This is a genomic window from Stenotrophomonas lacuserhaii (genome assembly GCF_039674585.1).
GTDB lineage: Bacteria > Pseudomonadota > Gammaproteobacteria > Xanthomonadales > Xanthomonadaceae > Stenotrophomonas > Stenotrophomonas pennii_A.
Map to the genome: position 1 here is coordinate 56,821 of NZ_JBDJNU010000016.1, position 20,194 is coordinate 77,014.

General features: G+C 68.0%; 15 protein-coding genes. 8 read left to right on the forward strand and 7 right to left on the reverse strand.

Features of this window, described 5'->3' with window-relative positions; all coding sequences use genetic code 11:
• Positions 1 to 6 precede the first annotated feature (6 nt).
• From ABE522_RS08625 to ABE522_RS08635, 3 genes are all read right to left on the reverse strand, one after another.
• Positions 7 to 1,806: a DUF885 domain-containing protein gene (locus ABE522_RS08625; protein WP_346591335.1), complete on the reverse strand. Its 1,800-nt coding sequence runs from the start codon at positions 1,804 to 1,806 to the stop codon at positions 7 to 9.
• 103 nt (positions 1,807 to 1,909) lie between these two features.
• Entirely contained in the window at positions 1,910 to 4,135 is a 2,226-nt protein-coding gene (locus ABE522_RS08630; RefSeq protein ID WP_346591336.1) for a S9 family peptidase, read from the reverse strand.
• A 78-nt stretch (positions 4,136 to 4,213) separates the two neighbouring features.
• Positions 4,214 to 4,903, reverse strand: a complete 690-nt coding sequence (locus ABE522_RS08635; RefSeq protein WP_101099372.1) for a glutathione binding-like protein — start codon at positions 4,901 to 4,903, stop codon at positions 4,214 to 4,216.
• Between the two features lie 109 nt (positions 4,904 to 5,012).
• On the opposite strand from ABE522_RS08635, the gene ABE522_RS08640 reads away from it, so the two are divergent.
• The 3 genes from ABE522_RS08640 to ABE522_RS08650 all read left to right on the forward strand — a co-directional run bounded on the left by ABE522_RS08640 (position 5,013) and on the right by ABE522_RS08650 (position 7,667).
• Positions 5,013 to 5,627 carry a TIGR00645 family protein gene (locus tag ABE522_RS08640; RefSeq protein ID WP_346591337.1) on the forward strand — a complete coding sequence of 205 codons (615 nt, stop codon included), beginning with the start codon at positions 5,013 to 5,015 and terminating at the stop codon, positions 5,625 to 5,627.
• Positions 5,628 to 5,787: 160 nt separating this feature from the next.
• Positions 5,788 to 6,825, forward strand: a complete 1,038-nt coding sequence (locus ABE522_RS08645) for an energy transducer TonB (protein WP_346591338.1) — start codon at positions 5,788 to 5,790, stop codon at positions 6,823 to 6,825.
• Between the two features lie 146 nt (positions 6,826 to 6,971).
• Positions 6,972 to 7,667: a transposase gene (locus ABE522_RS08650; protein ID WP_346591339.1), complete on the forward strand. Its 696-nt coding sequence runs from the start codon at positions 6,972 to 6,974 to the stop codon at positions 7,665 to 7,667.
• Between the two features lie 61 nt (positions 7,668 to 7,728).
• Here the strand turns inward: ABE522_RS08650 and ABE522_RS08655 are convergent, their stop codons facing one another.
• The 4 genes from ABE522_RS08655 to ABE522_RS08670 all read right to left on the reverse strand — a co-directional run bounded on the left by ABE522_RS08655 (position 7,729) and on the right by ABE522_RS08670 (position 13,718).
• Positions 7,729 to 8,913 (reverse strand): ABC transporter permease, encoded by a 1,185-nt coding sequence (locus ABE522_RS08655; protein WP_346591340.1) that lies wholly within the window; start codon positions 8,911 to 8,913, stop codon positions 7,729 to 7,731.
• Positions 8,910 to 9,656, reverse strand: coding sequence for an ABC transporter ATP-binding protein (locus ABE522_RS08660; protein ID WP_346591341.1), 747 nt, complete (start codon positions 9,654 to 9,656; stop codon positions 8,910 to 8,912). The genes ABE522_RS08655 and ABE522_RS08660 overlap by 4 nt, the downstream gene beginning before the upstream one ends.
• Positions 9,653 to 11,167 carry an alpha/beta fold hydrolase gene (locus tag ABE522_RS08665; RefSeq protein ID WP_346591342.1) on the reverse strand — a complete coding sequence of 505 codons (1,515 nt, stop codon included), beginning with the start codon at positions 11,165 to 11,167 and terminating at the stop codon, positions 9,653 to 9,655. Before ABE522_RS08665 ends, ABE522_RS08660 begins: the two co-directional genes overlap by 4 nt.
• A gap of 118 nt (positions 11,168 to 11,285) precedes the next feature.
• Entirely contained in the window at positions 11,286 to 13,718 is a 2,433-nt protein-coding gene (locus ABE522_RS08670; RefSeq protein ID WP_346591343.1) for a hypothetical protein, read from the reverse strand.
• Positions 13,719 to 14,004: 286 nt separating this feature from the next.
• Between ABE522_RS08670 and ABE522_RS08675 the strand changes: the two genes are divergently transcribed.
• The 5 genes from ABE522_RS08675 to ABE522_RS08695 all read left to right on the forward strand — a co-directional run bounded on the left by ABE522_RS08675 (position 14,005) and on the right by ABE522_RS08695 (position 19,838).
• On the forward strand, positions 14,005 to 14,901 hold the full coding sequence (locus ABE522_RS08675) for a LysR family transcriptional regulator (protein WP_346591344.1): 897 nt from the start codon (positions 14,005 to 14,007) through the stop codon (positions 14,899 to 14,901).
• Between the two features lie 96 nt (positions 14,902 to 14,997).
• On the forward strand, positions 14,998 to 16,194 hold the full coding sequence (locus ABE522_RS08680) for a CaiB/BaiF CoA transferase family protein (protein ID WP_346591345.1): 1,197 nt from the start codon (positions 14,998 to 15,000) through the stop codon (positions 16,192 to 16,194).
• On the forward strand, positions 16,191 to 17,123 hold the full coding sequence (locus ABE522_RS08685) for a hydroxymethylglutaryl-CoA lyase (RefSeq protein ID WP_346591346.1): 933 nt from the start codon (positions 16,191 to 16,193) through the stop codon (positions 17,121 to 17,123). Before ABE522_RS08680 ends, ABE522_RS08685 begins: the two co-directional genes overlap by 4 nt.
• A gap of 70 nt (positions 17,124 to 17,193) precedes the next feature.
• Positions 17,194 to 18,534 (forward strand): GntP family permease, encoded by a 1,341-nt coding sequence (locus ABE522_RS08690; protein WP_346591347.1) that lies wholly within the window; start codon positions 17,194 to 17,196, stop codon positions 18,532 to 18,534.
• Between the two features lie 44 nt (positions 18,535 to 18,578).
• Positions 18,579 to 19,838, forward strand: coding sequence for an OprD family outer membrane porin (locus tag ABE522_RS08695; RefSeq protein ID WP_346591348.1), 1,260 nt, complete (start codon positions 18,579 to 18,581; stop codon positions 19,836 to 19,838).
• Positions 19,839 to 20,194: the final 356 nt, after the last annotated feature.

A 20,194-nucleotide genomic window follows, 5' to 3' on the forward strand; every position in this document is an offset into this window, starting at 1 on the left:
AGTGGGTCAGCGGTATTTCGGGATGAAGACTTCGTTCACCGCCTTGGCCAGCTGGTCCGGCGGCAGCAGGCCCTGGTCCAGCAGGAAGTTGTTGAAGGCCTTGCGGTCGAACTTCGTGCCCAGCGCCAGCTCGGTCTGCATGCGCAGTTCCAGGATGCGGGTGTAGCCGTAGAAGTAGCTGCCGGCCTGGCCGGGCATGCGCACGGTGTAGCGGTCCAGTTCCTGGGTGGCCATCGCCTTGGACAGGCTCACTTCGTCGATCAGAACGCGCTCGGCGTCGGCGCGTTCGATCAGGCCCAGGTTGAGCATCGGGTCCAGCATCGCGCGCGCGGCGCGCAGCAGGCGGAACTGCAGCGCGATCAGCTGGCCGTCCAGCGGTTCGTAGGGCACCATTTCCGCTTCGGCATACAGCGCCCAGCCTTCGACGTTGACCGAATTGAACGCGAACATCGTGCGCGCCAGCGAGACACCGCGCTCGACCATCGCGGTGAACTGCAGCTCGTGGCCGGGACGGCCTTCGTGCGCGCTCAGCGTCCAGGCGGCGGAACCGAAGTTGAAATCATCGTACTGCGCGCCTTCGCCGGCCGCCGGGTTGCCCAGCGGCAGCACGAAGGTGCCCTGCTGCCCGGTATTGTTGACGAGCGGCGCCGGCAGGAAATGCGGGGCCGGGCTGGCCGCGCTTTCCGCAGCCGAACCCAGCCGCATCTGCATCGCGCGCTGCGGCACATCGACGATCTGGTGTTCGTGGATCAGCGGATCGATCGCATCGATGACCTTGCGGTAATGGCCTTCCAGCTGGTCGTTGGCGATGGTTTCCTTCTTCAGCGCGCGGATCACCGCGACCGGATCGGTCGGGTCGCTGACCTTCAGGCCCTTGGCCTGCACCACCAGCGGCGCCAGCTGGCGCATCGCCGAACGGGTTTCCATGAACTCCAGCTGGGCGCGCTGCATCAGCAGTTTCGGGTCGATGTCGATGCCGACCTGCTTGAGCTGGTAGGCATACACCGGCGCGGGCAGGCGGGTGTCTTCGCGCGCCTTCGGCAGCACCGTGCTGCGCGTCCACGCCGCGTAGTCCTTCAGCTGCCCGGCGAGGGTCTTCATCGCCTCGTCGGCACCGGCGACCTTGTACTTCCGCAGCAGCGATTCGATGCCGCTGATGTAGGTCTCCACGTTGTCCAGCGACTGCTGCACTTCGATCTTCGTCGGCTGCAGCAGCGCACTGTTGGACAGGCGTTCTTCGTAACGCTGGCGGGCCAGCGTGGTCAGCGGCGTACCGCCCGGCTGCAGCCCGGCATAGGCCTTCAGGCGATCCACCGCCTTGGCGCGGCGCTCGGCCGGCACCTGGTCGGACAGCAGCAGGTTGAGACCGCTGAAGACGGTCTGCGGGGCGTCGCTCCACGGCAGGAAGTACTGCTCGCCCAGCGTGCTGCCTTCGATGCTCTCGCTCGCCGCACCGATCATGATCTCCAGGTCCTGGCGGACGTTGGGGTCCTTCTCGCTGGCCAGCTTGGCCTGCAGTTCACCGCGTGCCCTGGTCATCGCCTCGCGATAGCGCTTGGCGTTGTCCGGGCCGAGGTCGGCGACCTTGTCGTCGTAGCCGGGCACGCCGAAGAAGCCGGTGCTTTCCGGCTGGAACGGACCCTGCGCATCCAGCAGGATCTGCGCCAGCTGGTTGCTGCGCGCCACCCAGGCCGGGGCCGCGGCGGGCTTCTTGGACGCGGCGGCCGGGGCCGCATGGGCCGGGGCGGTGGACAGCAGCGGGGCGGCACCCAACGCGAGGGCAATGGCAAGGACAAGTGGCTTCATCACACACTCCAGGATGCGGGCAATGCCAGCACCCTACGCATTCATGGCCGGGGCGGCAATGCGCCGGAGGTCACGGGGACGGGCGGCAGCTCATGCCGGGTGATCAGGGCTTCAGGCAGCGGCCGAGGAAATCCTCTGCAATGCGATAACGGTGCAGTGCATCGGCCCCGGACAGGCCGTGCTTGGCGCCCGGGTAGGTCATCAGTTCGAACGGCTGGCCGCGCTTCTGCAGTGCGCTCATCAGCACCGTGGAATTGCTGAACAGCACGTTGTCGTCGGCCATGCCGTGGATCAGCAGCAGGCGCGAACGCAGGCCCTCGATATGGGTCAGCACGCGTGCTTCGGTGTAGCCGCTTTCATTGCGCGCGGGCAGGTCCATGTAGCGTTCGGTGTAATGGGTGTCATACAGGCCCCAGTCGGTGACCGGTGCACCGGCCACGCCGCAGGCATAGCGGTTGGACGCCTTGGCCAGCAGCATCAGGGTCATGTAGCCGCCGTTCGACCAACCCTGCACACCGATCCTCGCCGGGTCCACCCACGGCTGCTGCTGCAGCCATTCCACGCCACGCAGCTGGTCGGCCACTTCCACCGTGCCCTGCCTGCCATACAACGCGCCGCCGAAGTCGCGGCCACGGCGCGGGGTACCGCGGTTGTCCAGCGAAAACACCACGTAGCCCTGCTGCGCCAGGTACTGGTTGAACAGGTGATCGCCGCGACCCGGCCAAGCGTTGGTAACGGTCTGCGAAGCGGGGCCGCCGTACACGTACACCGCCACCGGATAGCGTTTGGCGGCATCGAAGCCAGCCGGCTTGATCACGCTGTAGTTCAGCGGCGTGCGGCCATCGGCGGCGGTCAGCGTGCCGAACTCCACCGGCAGCTGTGCATCCCGGTAGCGCGCATAGGGATGCGCCGGATCGGCCAGGTTGTTCTCCACCAGGGTGGCGATCTTCTCGCCGTTGGCGCGGAACAGTTCGATCTGCGGCGGCGTGCTGGTGTTCGACCAGCTGTCCACGTAGACGCTGGCGTTGCGTGCAAAGCTGGCCGTGTGCATGCCCGCGGACGGCGACAGTTTCCTGGGCGTGCCACCCTGCAGCGGCACGCTGTAGATATGACTCTCGCGCGCCGATTCCATGCCCGCACGGAAGAACACCAGCCCGGCCTTTTCATCCACGGCCAGCAGCTCATCCACCGGCCACGCGCCGGTGGTCAGCGCGTGCGCCTTGCCGGCCTTGTCGATGCGGTACAGATGCTCGAAACCGGTACGTTCGGACGACCACAGCAGGCTGCCGTCATCGAGGAAACGCAGGCTGTTGTGCAGCGGCACCCAGGTCTTGCTGGTCTCACGGACGAGCACGCGTTGGCGGCCGTCGGCCAGGCTGGTTTCCACCAGCTCCAGCTGGCGCTGGTCGCGGCTCTGGCGCTGGAAGCCGAGGTGCTGCGGATCGCGCCAGTCGACGCGCGCCAGGTAGATGTCCGCCTCCTTGCCGAGGTCGATCCAGCGCGGCTGTGCGTCCAGCGCCGGCGCGATAACGCCCAGCTGCACGCGCACGTTGGCATCGCCGGCGGCCGGGTAACGCTGTTCGATGACATCGGTGCGATCCGGGTAGACCTCGTAGCGCTTCTGCACCGGCACCGGACTTTCGTCGATGCGGGCGAAGGCGATCGCCGAGTCATCCGGCGCCCACCAGTAACCGGTGTGGCGGTCCATTTCCTCGTCGGCCACGAACTCGGCCACGCCGTTGCCGATGGTCGCGCTGCCGTCTCGGGTCAACTGGCGCTGCTCGCCACTGGCCAGGTCGATCACCCACAGGTTGCGGGCGCGGATGAAGCTGACGAAGCCACCGCGCGGGGACAGCTTGGCATCGGTGGCGAAGCCCTCGCCGTGGGTCAGCTGGCGCACGGCGGCGGTGCCCTGCTTGCCCAGGTCGTACAGATACAGTTCGCCACCGAGCGGGAACAGCAGGCTGCGCGCATCCGGCGACCACTGGTAATCCACGATGCCGGTCATGGCCGCGATGCGCTGGCGCTCGCGGCGTGCCTTTTCTGCATCGCTCAGCGTTTCGGTGCCGGGCAGGACGACCTTGGAATCGACCAGCAGGCGGGTCTGCGCGCTGGCGATATCGTAGGTCCACAGGTCCAGCTGGTTGCGGTCGCTGTCCTTGCCGCGCAGGAAGCTGACCTGCGATCCATCGGGCGCCACCTTGGGCTTCATCAACGTCGGGCCGGACAGCGGCAACGCGCCGGTGATGGCTTCCAGGGTGAGTTTTTCAGCGTGGGCGGTGGTGGCGGTAGCGAGCATCAGGGCAAGGGCAGCGAACAGGTGGCGCATGAAAGGTTCCGGTATACGGCTGCCCCAATCCTAACCCGGCGCCACCGCATGCGCGGAAGCACCGGGCGTGGTCGGGCTTCAGCGCTTGCCGAACAGGTGCTTGCGTTCTTCATCGCTGAGCGGCTTGCCGGCATCCGGATTGACCTGCTGGCGCAGCGCGTACGCGCGTTGGGTGGCCGGCCGCGCGGCGATCGCCTGGTGCCAGCGCTGCAGGTTCGGGAACGCGGCGAAGTCCGGCGGCAGTTTGTCGTACGCCCCGATCCACGGATAGCTGGCCATGTCGGCGATGCTGTACGCGCTGCCGGCCAGCCATTCGTGCTCGGCCAGGCGCTTGTCCATCACCCCGTGCAGGCGGCTGACTTCGTTGCCATAGCGTTCGATGGCATACGGGATTTTCTCCGGCGCATACACGTTGAAATGGCCCATCTGCCCGCTCATCGGGCCCAGCCCGGCCATCTGCCAGAACAGCCATTCCAGGGTTTCCACACGCTCGCGCGGGTCGCGGGACAGGAAGCTGCCGGTCTTTTCGGCCAGGTACAACAGGATCGCGCCGGACTCGAACACGCTCAGCGGCGCGCCACCGCCAGCCGGGGTCGGGTCGAGGATCGCCGGCATCTTGTTGTTGGGCGAGATGGCGAGGAATTCCGGCTTGAACTGGTCGCCGGTGCCGATGTTGACCGGATGGATGCGGTACTCCAGCCCGGCCTCTTCCAGGAACAAGGTCACCTTATGGCCGTTCGGGGTGGGCCAGTAATACAGATCGATCATGGCGGGTCACTCATCGGGGATGTGCTGCGAGTGTAGTAGGTGGACCCGCTTGGCACTGTCCCGTTGGACCAGTACTCTGCGCCCTTTCCTGCAACGCAGCATGCCGTCCATGACCCCTCCGCATCGCCCGAATCCCCTGTCCACCCTGATCTTCGCCTCGCGCTGGCTGCAGCTGCCGCTGTACCTGGGCCTGATCGTCGCCCAGGGCGTCTACGTCTACCTGTTCGGCAAGGAGCTGTGGCACCTGATCATGGATGCCAGCAACCTGGGCGAGCAGCAGATCATGCTGATCGTGCTGGGGCTGATCGACGTGGTGATGATCTCCAACCTGCTGGTGATGGTGATCGTGGGTGGCTATGAAACCTTCGTCTCGCGCCTGCGCCTGGAAGGCCACCCGGACCAGCCGGAATGGCTGAGCCACGTCAACGCCAGCGTGCTGAAGGTGAAGCTGGCGCTGTCGATCATCGGCATTTCCTCGATCCACCTGCTGAAGACCTTCATCGCCGCCGGCGCGCTGGACGGCCTGCCGCTGTGCCCGCCGGAACTGATGAACGCTGCCGCCTCGGCCGCCAATGCCGGCGCTGCCAAGTGCGCCACGCTGACCTCCACCGGGGTGTTGTGGCAGACCATCATCCATGCCGTATTCATCCTGTCGGCGATCGGCATCGCCTGGACCGACAAGCTGATGGGCGGCAGCAGCAGCACCGCCAGGGACGCGCATTGACCCGTGGCAGGGGTGGCTGATCCGCCCCTGCCCTTCCCCCCCGGGGGATGCTAGATTGCACAGCTGACAGTATCTGCCTACGGCGTCGGGAAACGCCGCAGGCTCGTGCCTGGGACCATTGCCAGGTCTTTCGTATCGTCGTTTCAAAGGGGGAAACAGGATGTCGTACGCCAGGAAATCCGTCGTTGTTCGTGCGCGCCTGCTGGCGCCTGCCGTCCTGCTGATCGGCCTCGCCGCCTGTTCAGGCAAGGACGAGACCGCCGCACCCGCTGCCGATGCCAAGCCCGCCGCCGCTGCGCCTGCCACCACCGCGCCCGCCGCCGAACCGGCCGTGTCCAGCAAGGTGCAGGCGATGGGCAGCGAGGAACTGCGCGAAGCGGCCAGCCAGGCACTGCGCGACAACCGCATGTACGCTCCCGCCGGCGACAATGCGATCGAGTACTACCTGGCGCTGCGCGACAAGACCCCGGACGATGCGTCGGTGAAAAGCGCGCTGACCGACCTGCTGCCGTACACGCTGATCGCCGCCGAACAGAACATGGCGCGCGAGGACTTCGAGGAAGGCCAGCGGCTGATCGCGCTGATCGAGAAAGTGGACCCGAAGGCGCCGGCATTGCCGCGCCTGAAGCAGGGCATCACCCGTGGCGTGGAAGTGGCCGCGCTGCGCACCACCGAAGAAACCGAGCGGGTCAAGCGCGAAGCCGAGGCCAAGACCAAGCAGTTGGCCGAACAGCAGAAGCTGGCCGAGCAGCGCACCCGCGAAGCCGCCGCGGCGCAGCAGATCGCCTCGCAGCAGGCCGCTGCCACCCCGGCCGCGGCCGCACCCGCGCCGGCCGCGCAGGATGCCGAACGCCAGGCCGCCGCCCGCCGTGAAGCAGAACAGCGCCAGCAGCAGGCCGCCGCACAGGCCGCCGCCGCTGCCGCCGCACGCCAGACCGTAGCGCCCACCCTGCGTCCGGTCAGCACCCCGGCCCCGCGCTACCCGGCCGACGCGCTGCGTTCCAATACCTCCGGCGAAGTGCTGGTGGAGATCACCGTCGGCACCGACGGCTCGGTCACCAGCGCCCGCGTGCTGCGCGCCACCCCGGCCCGCACCTTCGACCGCGAAGCCCTGGCCGCCGTGAAGCGCTGGCGCTTCGAACCGGTCGCCGCACCGGTCACCACCCGCCGCACGCTGGCCTTCAGCCCCGGCGGCTGAAAAAGGGGACGGAGGGGATTAAGTCGTAATCCCCTCGATTTCCCCACCACGTGCCTTGCTGCCACAGCGTGGCACGATGTGGCCTGATAACACCGCGCGTCCTCGCCCCGCAGGCTGGGCTTCCACCCCATATGGAAGCCCGCGCCATGCCCCGCCATGCCCGCCTGCTGGTGCCAGGCCTGCCGTTCCACGTCGTCCAGCGCGGCGTCAACAAAGGCGCGATATTCGCCGACGATCTGGACCGCGACCATTTCCTGCGCGTGCTGCACAAGGCCTTCGTCAAGCATGACGTTGCACTGCACGCGTATGTGCTGATGGACAACCATGTGCATCTGCTGGCTACGCCGAAGACCGCCGGTGGCCTGGCCCATGCGATGCGGGCGCTCGGTACGGGCTACGTGCAGGCGTTCAACCAGCGGCACGGTCGATCCGGTCCGCTTTGGCAGGGTCGCTTCCATTCCAGCATGGTCGACAACGACGCCTACTTGCTGGCGGTCTGCCGCTACATCGAACTCAATCCGGTGCGCGCCGGCCTGGTGGCCACCCCTGAGCAGGCTGCGTGGTCCAGCGTGCACGGCAACCTGGGCCAGCGCCGTGACCCGTTGCTGACCCCCCATCCCGCCCTGCTGATGCTGGGTGGCACCCCCGCGCAACGCCGTATCGGCTACCGGGCGTTCCTGCGCGATCATCGTCACGCCAGCGCGGAGGCGCCGGCGATCCGCGAACATGGCAGGACACAGTGCCCGCTGGGCAGTGCGCGCTTCCTGGAAATGCTGGCTGAAACCCTGGGGCGCCCCGTAGCGGCACGGCCGCGGGGCCGCCCGCGCAAGGCGGGCAGCTAGACACAATGAGGGGACCGGGAGGCGAGTCGAAAACGACTTAATCCCCTCCGTCCCCTTTTGCTCAGCCGGAGATCGCGAGGCGTTCCTGGCGGTAGCGGTGGATCGCGGCGTACCACAGCAGGGCCGCCAGGCCGAGGTTGGCGCCGAGGTAGATCACCCAGATGGTCGGGCTGATGTGCTCGTGGCGGATCACCTTCAGCAGCATCTGGTTCTGCGACAGGAACGGGATGGCGTACTGCCACACCACGCTCTTCAGCGGATACACCAGCAGCGCGTAGCTGGGCAGCATCGGCAGCAGCATCAGCCAGGTCATGTGGCTCTGGGCTTCCTTCATGCTCTTGGAAGCGGCCGACAGGAAGGTCAGCAGCGAAGTGCCGATCAACAGCATCGGCAGCATCACCAGCAGCATCTGCAGCATCGAACCCAAGCCCATGTTGAGCTGGCGGCCGACGCTGCTGTCCGACAGCTGCGCGCTGAGCTTGAACGCCACCAGGGTCAGCACCAGCGAGGCGATACCCACCGCGCAGGCGGCGGCGATCTTGCCGCTGACGATGGCACTGCGCTTGGCCGGGGTGGCCAGCAACGGCTCCAGCGACTGCCGTTCGCGTTCGCCGGCGGTGGTGTCCATCACCAGGTAGGCGCCGCCCAGGAACGAGGTGATGGTCAGCAGCAGCGGCAGCAGCATCGACAGCATCATGCCCTGCTTGGCCTCGGCCGATGCCAGGTCCTGGGTCGCCACGTCCAGCGGGCGGGCGACCTGCGCGTCGATGCCGCGTGCCATCAGCCGCAACGAACCGACCTGGCCGTTGTAGGTCTGCAGGGCCGCCTTCAACCGGGCGGTGGGCACGTCGGCGGCGCGCCGGGTGCTGTCCTGCAGGATCTCCACCAGGGCCGGCCGGCCATCGCGCCAGCGTTCGTCGAACGCCTCGCTGATGCGCAGCGCCACGTCGATGCGCTGGTCACTGATCGCCTGGTTGAGGTCCTTCGGCGCGGGGGTCGCGTTGAGGCCCTGCGCGGCCAGGAAGCGCACCAGGTTCGGAGCGTTCTCCGCGCCGATGGTCGGGATTTCCAGCGGCTGCTCGATCTGCGACTTGACCCGGCTTTCGGCCAGCTTGCCCATGCCCAGGATCAGGATCGGATACAGCAGCGGCCCCATCAGCAGGGTCAGCGCCAAGGTGCGGCGGTCACGCGAGAGGTCGCGCAGTTCCTTGCGCATCACGGTGAACAACGTGGACATGATGCTCATGCGTGCAGGCCCTCTTCGGTGCCGATCAGTTTGACGAAGGCGTCTTCGAGGTTGCTCTCGCCGGCCTGCTCGCGCAGTTCGTCGGCGCTGCCGGCGGCCATCACCGTGCCCTTGGCGACGATCACGATGTGGTCGCACAGCGCGGCGACCTCCTGCATGATGTGGCTGGAGAAGATCACGCAGCGGCCTTCGTCGCGCAGGCCATGCAGGAAGCGGCGCATCGCGCGCGTGGTCATCACGTCCAGGCCGTTGGTCGGCTCGTCCAGGATCACGTTGCGGGGGTCATGCACCAGCGCGCGGGCAATCGCGGTCTTGGTGCGCTGGCCCTGCGAAAAGCCATCGGTCTGGCGGTCCAGGATGTCGGCCATGTCCAGTGCCCGCGACAGCGCTTCGGTGCGCTGGGCGATGGTGCCCGCGTCCAGTCCGTGCAGCTCGCCGAAGTAGGCGATGTTCTCGCGCGCGGTGAGCCGCTTGTAGACCCCCCGCGCGTCGGGCAGCACGCCCAGCCGGCGGCGTACGCCGGTGGCGTCCACGTTCGCGTCGATGCCATCCACGGTGACCCGGCCCTGGTCCGGGCTCATCAGCGTGTACAACATGCGCAGGGTGGTGGTCTTGCCGGCGCCGTTCGGTCCAAGCAGCCCGGTGATGCGCCCGTCTTCGGCACGGAAGCTGACGTCCTGCACCGCCTGGATGCGGCCGGTCCTGGTGTTGAATGCCTTGTGCAGGCCCTCTGCGACGATCATGGTTCCCATCCGTTGAACGAGGTGAACGCCGGCACGTGGCTCAGCGAATCCAGGCAGCTGGCATCCACTGCCTTGGCGTCTGCGGTGTCGATGTACTGGCCCAGCACGCGCGGCATGCAGCCGGCATTGATGCTGCCGTGGCCCTGCCCGCGGGCGACGATGTGGCGACCGTTGGGCAGGCCCTTCAGCACCTGCTCGGCGTAGCGCGGCGGGGTGACCGGATCCAGTTCACCGGACAGCAGCAGCACCGGCAGGTCGCTCTTCAACGGAGTGGAGGCATCGGCGGCTGCCGTGTCGTGCGGCCACACCGCGCAGGCGGAAAAGAACATCTGCGCCACGTTGGGCCCAAGCAGGCGATCGCTCTGCGGAGCCGGCTGGAAGCGCGGTGCGTCTTCGCTGCAGATCACCGACCACTGCATGCCCCGGCTGATCTGCAGGTCCATCGCGCGCGACGCGTTGCGGGTCAGCGCCGCAAGCGGACCGTAGCGCCCCTGCGCGGCTTCATCCAGCACCACCGGCAGCAGCGAGGACAGCTCGGGAATGTAGGAGAAGGCGAAGATGAGACCGAGCACGCTGTCCGGCTTCAGCACGTCCTGGCGGGCCTCGGCGGTGGCCGGGTCGCGGTAGTCGACGGTCACCGGCGCGGCGGCCAGGGTGTCCAGCACGCTGCGCAGCTGGGTACGGGTGTTGACCGGGAAGCGCTTGGCGCAGGCCGCGTCCTTGATGCACTGCGCGGACTGCAGGATGATCGCGTCCTCGAAGGTATTGGCGAAGTCTCCGCCGACCACCAGGTCGTTGGGCACCACGCCGTCGATCACCATGCTGCGCACGTGCTGCGGATAGCGCGCGGCATAGCGCTGGGCGACGCGGGTGCCGTAGGAGCCGCCGACCAGGTTGAGCTGCCCGGCACCGAGTGCCTTGCGCACCGCGTCCAGGTCATCGATGGCCTGCGAGGTGGTGTAGAAACGCGGATCCGCACGGCCCTCCAGCGACTTGGCGCACTGCGCGGCGTAGCCCTGGATGTACGCTTCGGTGGGGTCGGCGTGCTCGTCCATCGGCAGTTCCTTGCCGTCCGCACCGAGGCAGGTCAGCGGATTGGAACCACCGGTGCCGCGCTGGTCGATCAGGAAGATGTCACGCTGCTTGCGGACCTGGCGCAGCGCCGTACTGACCGGCAGCGCCACGTCGCTGGCCGCCTGGCCCGGACCGCCGGCGAGGAAGAACACCGGATCCGGCAGGCCGGTGGCGCCCTTGTCCGCATCCAGCCAGGCGATGCGCAGGTCGATCTTCCGGCCTTCCGGGGCGGCGGGATTTTCCGCCACGCTGAAGGTGCCGCACAGCGCTTCGACATTCGCTGCGGCGACCGCGCCGGTCAGCGTGCAGGGCGTGAACTCGATCTGCCCGTAGTGGCGCCCGCTGGCCCCGCCTTCGCTTGCCGAAGGTGGCGCACTGCACGCAGCACACAGGACACTGGCCAACACCCCGGCCAGTTTCAGGTGGTTTCTGGACATCTTCCTTGCTTCCCCTTGCTGATGGTCATGCGACAAGGACGAAGCCCCGGCGCGGATGTGACCAAGTTACACCGAAGGGCGGCGGCACCGCGATGGTGACCGGCGTCGGGGCGGCCGGTCAGCCCCCACGTTCCTGCGTCCCGGCAACCGCCACGCGCTCGTAGCCCTCGCCAACGAGCCACTGCACGATCTCGACTTCGGTATACCGACTGAGGCGGTCGAAGCCGTTTCCAAACGCGAAGGCGCGGTCTTCCGCGCGTTCGATATCGCCCAGCACGTAGCGTTCCCGCCGCTCCAGCGTGCGGTCGAACTGCAGCCTCCCCCGCTGTCCATGGGGATCCCGATAGTGCAGGACGCCCTCGCGGAAGGTGAAACAGGCAGCACACAATGCCGGTCCGGCAGATGTCGCGTCCTCATCCCCAGGCACGGTCGTCGTCGCTTCGGGGTGGCGTGCAGCGTCGTCCGCGCTGCCCGGATCCGGCACCCTGACCATGCCGCGCGATTCGAGCTGCGCGGCCAATGCGTCGAGGTTGTACACGTACCCCGGCTGCAGCCCGAACCGGCGCGCGAACGCGGGATCGGCCGGTGTCGGGCAGTGCAGTATCGCCGACCCGTTCTGCCCGGTCGTCGGGCAGCCGAACCGCAGGACACCCGTCACCCGGTTGTCGTCCGCGTAGACCAGGCTTTCTCCAGTGACCGTGAAGCTGTTGGCGTAGAGCTCCAGCGCAGGATGGTGCGCCGTGCGTGGAATCACCACCGGATTGATGAATCCGAGCGTGCGGTCGTAGGGCAGGCGGTCATGCGGCGGCATCCCTGAACGCTGCTCTCCCTCGGTCACCCGCAGGTTGGCTGCCGGTTCCGGAATGACACGGGACGGCGCATCGGGATCTTGCGGGTGGCGGTGGTCCGGGCCGGGATCGAACATCAGGCCGCTCACGTCCTGCAGCCCGGCCACCAGGCCGTCCAGATCCGGCGCACCGAGGGTCCAGTCGCGCCGTGCATCCCTGACACTCACGGCCCCGGTCTCATCGATACCGACGTCGAGCAGACCCGTGGCGATGCCGGCGGTACCCGCCTCTTCGCGGGCGACCAGGTAGGCAATGAACAGGTGCCGCGTGCCGCCCAGGTCCACGTGCTCCATGAGGCGGAACGTATTGCGCAGGAGGGACGTGGCGCGGTCGGTGGGCGGCGTGCCGACAGGACCTTCCAACAGCGCGACCGTGACCACCGCATACACGGCGTGATGGCCGACCACGCCGGGCGGCGGCAGGCGCGAGGAACCCGGCCGCCTGACGATCTGGATGGCAGAGCCGCGCAGGGCCTTGGGAATCCGCTCGCGGATCGGATGGGCGATGGTGCGCGGGCCCGCGCCGGGCAGCTCGGCGCCGGGGAACCGGAAGGTGTTGGTGAAGCGCTCCCGGGCTGCGGGATGGATGCAATACCGGGCCACTGCGTCCTGCAGACGCTGCGCACGCAGTTGGCTGCTGGTCTGGCGGACATCATGGAACCGCATGCATTGCGGACTGTCCATCACAGAAGCAGGCGGGACGCGGGACGCCGCCGGCGGTACCGCAGGCACCGGCCCTGGCCGTGTCCGGGGGCTGGCAGGAGCGGTCGGCGCCTGCGTGGATGCACCTGGAGCCGCCGCCCTGCGGCCATCATCCAGATCGGGCGGCTTGAAGACCCCGCTGGAGGAATGGGACAGAGGGCCCGTCATGGATTCCCGCGCGCTGTCGGCATTGGCCGCATGGGCCTGGCCGGCCATGGCGCCGCTGTTTCTCGCCGCTCCGCGGATCAGGAACGCATCGCTTTCCTTTCGTGCGGGCAGGCCGCTGGCGGCGGGATCCTGCTTGCGGTTCCTGCTGATCCTGATGCCGGGACGGAGGCGGCGCTGTGCCGGGCGCGCAGGGGCTTGGGGCCGTGCGGGTCGCGCTTTCGCGCCTTTTCCGCTGGCGCTCCTGGCGGACACAGCAGGGAATACACCGAAGCCACCCGCGAACGCAGGATCAGGCAGGTACGGGCCGGCTGCGAAGGGTCCGGCGGTCTGGTTCCGGGAGATGGCCGCCGCAGTCCGTCCCGGCGTGGCGGTAATGCACGATCCGTCACCGCAGGCATCGGGCGGGGCCGATGGCCGGCGGTGATGGAGGGCGCCCACTGCGCCCGACAGCATGCGGATGCCCCGGAGCGACCCCAGCAGTGCGCGCTGCGGCAAGGAAAGCGGGGCATCACGCAGACCGTCCGGTTGCCGGGTCGCCCACACGGCCACCGCAATGAGCAGCACCGCCGCCTCCTGCCGTGCACAGGCTTCGCGCGATGACGGCCACGCCTCCAGCAGCGCGTCTCCTGCAGCGCCGAGTACCAACGCGGCCGGAACCCGGCGCGCGGCCTGCATGACATCGCCGCGCCGCACGTCGGCCAGTGCCCGCCCCAGCTGCCAAGCGTCATGCGCCCATCCGATGCCGGGAAGGCAGTGGTCCGCCCAGCGCACCACGCGGGTGGCGGCGATCTGCCGGCCCCAGTCGACGAGCTCCTGCGACGCCTGGCCGCCCATGATCGATCCGGACGGGGGCGGCGCTGACGGTGCGTTGACTATCACGGCCGGACGCAGGCCGGGAACGACCCGCCGAACGTACGCCATGACGTTTACGCTGCCTGCCGTGCCGCAGGCCGGGGATGGGGCGGTGTGCATGCTGGGCGCCTGGTCGGGGCCGCTATTTTCATTCGTTCATCGGCGCACCGACTTGCAGATTCAGTGCGTACCCCGCGCGCGGGGGGCAGGGAGCTGCACCGTACAATGGACCTCCTCGCCACCGGAAACCGCCGCCATCAGCCAGCCGATGTCCATCGACCGGATCAGCCTGACCACCCTGCGGCTGTTCGTGGCGGTGGCCGAGGAGGGCTCGCTGACCCGTGCGGCCGAACGCGAGGCGATCGCCACCTCCGCCGCCAGCCGTCGCCTGAATGACCTGGAGAGCGGACTGGACGTTGCGCTGTTCACCCGCAACTCGCGCGGCATGCAGCTGACCCTGGCCGGCGAAAGCCTGCTGCAGCACGCACGGCGCATGCTGCTGGCCGCCTCCGCGCTGTCATCGGAACTGCTGGAGTACCGTCGCGGCATCCGCGGGCATATCCGCATGCTGGCCAACCTGTCGGCCATCGTGGCCTACCTGCCGGAAGAACTGGAGCAGTTCTTCCTGACCCATCCGGACCTGCGCATCGAGCTGGAAGAACGCCCCACCGGCGGCGTGGTGCGCGGCATCCAGGAAGGCTGGGCGGAAATCGGCGTGTGTTCCGGCGATGGCGAACTGGGCGAACTGACCGCCGTGACCTTCCGCCGCGACCGGCTGGTGATGCTGATGCGCCCGGACCATCCGCTGGCCGGCAGCGGGCCGCTGGCGTTCGCCGATACGCTGCCCTTCGACCAGATCGCGCTGCACGCGGAGAGCTCGATCTTCACCCGTTCGCAGATGGCCGCGCGCGATGCCGGCCGGCCGCTGCGGCGGCGCATCCACGTGCCCGGCTTCGATGCGATCTGCCGCACGGTGCAGGCCGGGCTGGGCATCGGCGTGGTGCCCGAGCCAGTGTACGAACTGTTCGGCCGGGCCATGCACCTGCACGTCGAACCCTTGACCGACGGCTGGGCCCAGCGCGAACTGAAACTGGTCTGGCGCGGTGACCGCTCCCTTTCCACCGCCGCCCAGCAGCTGGTCGAACACCTTCGACCAAAGGCGTAGGCGTTCGCGTTTCGCGAACGGTTTTTCGTCAGAAAGGCATGGCGCGACCGAGTGATTGCGCCCTACCCTGCCGCTCTAGTCCTGGGAGGGTTGACGATGTCCGGTCCATTGCACGGCATCCGCGTTGTTGAATTCGGAACCCTGATCGCGGCCCCGTTCGCCGCGCGGCTGTTTGCCGAGTTCGGCGCTGACGTCATCAAGATCGAGTCGCCCGAAGGCGGCGACCCGCTGCGCAAGTGGCGCAAGCTGCACGGCGACACCTCGCTGTGGTGGTCGCTGCAGGCACGCAACAAGAAGTCGGTGGCATTGGACCTGAAGTCCGCCGAGGGCGCCGACGCCGCGCGCCAGCTGGCTGCCAGCGCCGATGTGGTGATCGAGAATTTCCGTCCCGGCGGCCTGGAAAAACTGGGGCTGGGCTGGGACGTGCTGTCCGCGCTGAACCCGGACCTGATCATGGTGCGCATCTCCGGCTACGGCCAGGATGGCCCGTACCGCGACCGCCCGGGCTTCGGTGCGATCGGCGAGGCGATGGGTGGCATCCGCTACACCACCGGTGACCCGAGCACCCCGCCGGCGCGCGTGGGCATCAGCCTGGGCGATTCGTTGGCCTCGCTGCATGGAGTGATGGGCGCGCTGATGGCGCTGCTACGGGTGAAGACCGGCCAGGGCGGCGGCCAGGTGGTGGACGTGTCGCTGGTGGAAAGCGTGTTCAACCTGATGGAAAGCCTGGTACCCGAACACGCGATGTTCGGCACGGTGCGTGAACGCACTGGCGGCGCGCTGCCTGGAATCAGCCCGTCCAACACCTATCCCACCGCCGATGGGGCCTTCGTGGTGGTCGCCGGCAACAGCGACCCGATCTTCCGCCGCCTGATGCGCGCGATCGGCCGGCCCGACCTGGCCGACGATGCCGCGCTGGCCAGCAATCCGGGCCGGGTGCTGCGCAACGCCGAACTGGACGCGGCCATCACCCATTGGACCAGCGGCCTGCACATCGATGCGGTACTGGCTGCACTGGATGCCGCCGACGTGCCCGCCGGGCGCATCTACTCGGCCGCCGACATCGTCGCCGATCCGCACTACCGCGCACGCGGCATGCTGCTGGAAACCACCCTGCCCGACGGCCAGCCGATCACCCTGCCGGGCATCGTGCCGAAGCTGTCGGCCACGCCGGGCCGGATGCACTGGACCGGCCCGGCACTGGGGGAACACACCGACCAGATCCTGGCTGGACTGGGCATGACCGCTGCGGCCATTGCCCGTGCCAGCGGCCGTTCCGGAGAATCCGCATGAGTACTGTCCGTCCGTTGATCGTGCAGGAAGTCTGCCTGCGCGACGGCCTGCAGATCGAACCGGTATTCGTTCCCACCGCCGACAAGATCCGGCTGGCCGATGCCTTCAGCGCACTTGGCTTTGCTCGCATCGAAGTCAGCAGCTTCGTTTCGCCGAAAGCGGTGCCGGCATTGGCCGATGCCGCCGAGGTGTTCGCCGGCATGCAGCGCCTGCCCGGCACGGTGTACGTGGCGCTGGTGCCGAACCTGAAGGGTGCCGAGCGCGCGCTGGCCGCCGGTGCGGGTGAACTCAACCTGGTGATGTCGGCCGGGCAGACCCACAACCTGGCCAACATGCGCATGACCACTGAGGAAAGCTTCGACGGCTTTGCGCGGATTGCCGCGTTGCCGCGTGGCGATGTGCTGCTCAACGGCAGCGTGGCGACCGCTTTCGGTTGTCCGTTCGAGGGCGAGCAGCCGGTGGCGAAGGTGCTCGACCTGGTGCGCCGTTACCTGGACCTGGGATGCAACGGGATCACCCTGGCCGACACCACCGGCATGGCCAATCCGCGCCAGGTTGCCGCGTTGGTGGAGCAGGCGTTGCCGCTGGTCGGCACCGACGCGCTGACCCTGCATTTCCACAACACGCGCGGGCTGGGCCTGGCCAACGTGGTGGCTGCCTACGATGCCGGCGCACAGCGTTTCGATGCCGCGCTGGGGGGGCTCGGCGGGTGCCCGTTCGCACCCGGTGCCTCCGGCAACATCTGCACCGAAGACCTGGTGGCGATGTGCGAGGAGATGGGTATCCCGACCGGGTTGGACCTGCCTGCGCTGATCGACCTGTCGCGCGGGCTACCGGCGCTGGTCGGCCATGAAACCGCCGGCCAGGTGGCCAAGGCCGGCCGCGTCGCCGACCTGCATCCCGCACCGCCGGGGCTGCGCGCCGCGTAAGCCTTTCGTCCTTCATCGCGCAGGGCATCGCCCTGCGGAATCAACAACGCTTCATTCCTGGGAGGGAATCATGCACGAGTGGTTTGTGCTGGCGAACGCGCTGTTCGCCATTCTGTTGATCGTCCTGTTGATCATCTATTTCAAGGTCAACCCGATGATCGCGCTGATCGCCGGCCCGCTGTACCTGGGGCTGTCGTCCGGGCTCGGCTTCGGCTCCACCATCGAGGCCATCACCGATGGCTTCGGCGACCTGATGGGCAAGATCGGCCTGCTGATCGGTTTCGGCGTGATGATCGGTGCGTTCCTGCACCGCATGGGCGCCTTCCAGCAGGTGGTGCGCCTGCTGGTGCGCACCTTCAAGCCCACGCAGATGCCCTACGCGTTCGCCACCATCCTGACCTCGATCTTCCCGCCGATCTATACCGACGTGCTGCTGCTGATGTCCGCGCCGCTGGCCCGTGCCACGGCCAAGCGCATCGGCGGCGACGCACTGCCGAAGATGGCTGGCGCGGTTGGCGTAGGCATCTACCTGGCACTGACCATGGTGGTGCCGGGCGTGGCCGCGCTGGCGCTGTCGGCGGTGCTGGACGTGGAGCTGGGCACGATGCTGCTGGTCGGCCTGGCGATCGCGGTACCGACCGTGTTCCTGACCCTGTGGGGCTTCCATTTCCTGCTGCGTCGCGGCTTCTGGAATCCGGAAACCGACGAACTGCCCGACGACCAGGCCCCGGCGGTGGTCGCCGCCGAGATCAAGGACGAGGACAACGCGGTGCCGCTGAAGCTGTCGCTGCTGCCGATCATCGTGCCGCTGCTGATGATCGCCACCGGCGCACTGGACCGCGCATTGGACCTGGACATCCCGGCGCTGGCCGCGGTGGGCAACTCCACCTTCGCCCTGTTCTGCGGCCTGGTGCTGGCCTTCGTGATCGCCCGCTTCACGGTGCCCGCGCATGACCGCAGTGGCGCGGTGACCGATGCGTTCAAGGAAAGCGGACAGATCCTGCTGCTGACCGGCGTGGCCGGTTCGCTGTCGGCGGTGGTCGCCACCACCGGCCTGGGCGACATCCTGTCCGGTTACTTCAGTGCCAACTCGGCCGCCCCGCTGCTGCTGGTGTGGGTGGTCGCGGCCATCCTGCACATCGCCATCGGTTCGGTGTCCGCCTCGGCGATCACCGCCGCCAGCATGCTGGCCCCGGCGCTGCATTCGCTGGATGTGCCGCCGGTGCTGGTGGCCCTGGCCGCAGGCTCCGGCTCGCTGTTCCTGGTGCATGTCACCAGCAATACGTTCTGGCTGATGCAGACCACCTTCGGCATGACCCTGCGCGGCACGCTGAAGACGCTGAGCCTGCCGGTATCGCTGGCCTCGGTGGTGTCGCTGCTGCTGATCCTGGCGGCCAGCGCGATCTTCTGATCGATCCCTTTTTTCCATCTGTGTACGGCGGAGGGGCCGGACCCATGAACATCACACGCAATGCAATGCTGATCGCCTTCGGGCTGGCCAGTGCGCCTGCACTGGCCGCGGAAAACGGAGGTTTCCTGGCCGGTGCCAGCGCGGACCTGACCGCGACCAACTTCTATTACAACCGTGATTTCCGCAGCGGCAGCGGCCAGGGCAAGCGCGAGGAATGGGCGCAGGGCTTCCTGCTCGATGCGCGCAGCGGCTACACGCCGGGCGTGGTGGGCTTCGGCATCGACGTGCTGGGCCTGGCGGATTTCAAGCTGGATGGACTGCAGTCCGAAGTCGGCACCGGCATCCTGCCCTACGACGAAGATGGCGCGCGCTCGGCGTTCGGCCGCATCGCGCTGACCGGCAAGGCCAAGGCCGGCCCGGCCGAACTGCGCGTGGGCAGCCACATCGCATCCAACCTGCTGCTGAAATCCAACACCAGCCGCCTGCTGCCGCAGACCTTCGAAGGCGCCTCGCTGGGGGCGGCGTGGGACAACGGCGTGGAGCTGGGCTATGCGCGCTACGACCGTTCCTGGTACCGCGATGGGACCGAGCGGGTGGACCTGACCCTCACCAACAAGGGTCGCCGTTTCAATGGCACGCCGGATGCCGATGGGTTCGAACTGGTCACCGCGTCGTGGGCGCCGGATGATCGGTTCACGCTGCACTACGAGCACGGTGAACTGCGTGACCTGTATCGCCAGCAGGTGGCGTCGGCGGCGTTCAAGCAGCCGCTGGCGCTGGGCAGACTGAGCACGGAAGTACGCTACTACGTGTCCGATGACGTGGGCCCCGCACTGGCCGGCGTAGTCGACAACCGCGCGCTGAACGCGCTGGTGGCGTGGCAGCATGCCGGCCAGGAGTTCGCGGTGATGTGGCAGGACATGAACGGTGATACGGCGATGCCGTTCGTTGGCGGCACCGATGGCAACGTCTTCAACTGGACCTTCATCAACGACTTCATGGAACGCGACGAACGCAGCTGGCAGCTGCGTTACCAGCTGGACGGCAAGCAGATCGACCTGCCGGGCCTGAAGTTCCTGCTGCGCTACGTGAAGGGCGACAACGCGCGCCCGGCCACGTTCAGCGGCGAAGGCCGGCAGTGGCAGCGTGATGTCGAGATCGGCTACACGTTCCAGAGCGAAGCGTTGAAGCACCTGTCGGTGCGCTGGCGCAACGGCTTCTTCCGGTCCAACTACCAGCGCGATGCCGAAGAGAACCGGGTGATGGTGGTATATGACGTACCGCTGTGGGCGGGCCAGGGCTGAGCGCGCAGGGCAACGTCAACGGCAAGAGCGTGCAGGGCTGAGGGTTGGTGGGGCGGGGTGGCCATGGGACCTGCGGTAGCGCCGACCCATGGTCGGCGGAATGTTCCCGCCAACGGCCCGCTGCGCTCGCCGACCATGGGTATGCCGGTCGTCCTGACCGGCACCCTGCGGGCCGTCGCAAGCGACGTTGGCAGCGGCTCCTGCCGCTGCCTTCGGCGCTACCGCTCTTCTTCTTCTTTACGCGGGTGGCGGCGCCCGGAACCTCTCATGGGCCGGGCGGGGAGGCTGTGCGGGGCCTTGAGCGGCAGGAGCCGCGAAGAGCTACATGGACGTACTTGCGCGTGCCCCGCATAGCC

Bases quoted from the DNA above. Each gene is read 5' to 3' on its own strand.
- ABE522_RS08625 (WP_346591335.1), bottom strand. From the start codon at position 1,806: ATGAAGCCACTTGTCCTTGCCATTGCCCTCGCGTTGGGTGCCGCCCCG.
- ABE522_RS08630 (WP_346591336.1), bottom strand. From the start codon at position 4,135: ATGCGCCACCTGTTCGCTGCCCTTGCCCTGATGCTCGCTACCGCCACC.
- ABE522_RS08635 (WP_101099372.1), bottom strand. From the start codon at position 4,903: ATGATCGATCTGTATTACTGGCCCACCCCGAACGGCCATAAGGTGACC.
- ABE522_RS08640 (WP_346591337.1), top strand. From the start codon at position 5,013: ATGACCCCTCCGCATCGCCCGAATCCCCTGTCCACCCTGATCTTCGCC.
- ABE522_RS08645 (WP_346591338.1), top strand. From the start codon at position 5,788: ATGTCGTACGCCAGGAAATCCGTCGTTGTTCGTGCGCGCCTGCTGGCG.
- ABE522_RS08650 (WP_346591339.1), top strand. From the start codon at position 6,972: ATGCCCCGCCATGCCCGCCTGCTGGTGCCAGGCCTGCCGTTCCACGTC.
- ABE522_RS08655 (WP_346591340.1), bottom strand. From the start codon at position 8,913: ATGAGCATCATGTCCACGTTGTTCACCGTGATGCGCAAGGAACTGCGC.
- ABE522_RS08660 (WP_346591341.1), bottom strand. From the start codon at position 9,656: ATGATCGTCGCAGAGGGCCTGCACAAGGCATTCAACACCAGGACCGGC.
- ABE522_RS08665 (WP_346591342.1), bottom strand. From the start codon at position 11,167: ATGTCCAGAAACCACCTGAAACTGGCCGGGGTGTTGGCCAGTGTCCTG.
- ABE522_RS08670 (WP_346591343.1), bottom strand. From the start codon at position 13,718: ATGGGCGGCCAGGCGTCGCAGGAGCTCGTCGACTGGGGCCGGCAGATC.
- ABE522_RS08675 (WP_346591344.1), top strand. From the start codon at position 14,005: ATGTCCATCGACCGGATCAGCCTGACCACCCTGCGGCTGTTCGTGGCG.
- ABE522_RS08680 (WP_346591345.1), top strand. From the start codon at position 14,998: ATGTCCGGTCCATTGCACGGCATCCGCGTTGTTGAATTCGGAACCCTG.
- ABE522_RS08685 (WP_346591346.1), top strand. From the start codon at position 16,191: ATGAGTACTGTCCGTCCGTTGATCGTGCAGGAAGTCTGCCTGCGCGAC.
- ABE522_RS08690 (WP_346591347.1), top strand. From the start codon at position 17,194: ATGCACGAGTGGTTTGTGCTGGCGAACGCGCTGTTCGCCATTCTGTTG.
- ABE522_RS08695 (WP_346591348.1), top strand. From the start codon at position 18,579: ATGAACATCACACGCAATGCAATGCTGATCGCCTTCGGGCTGGCCAGT.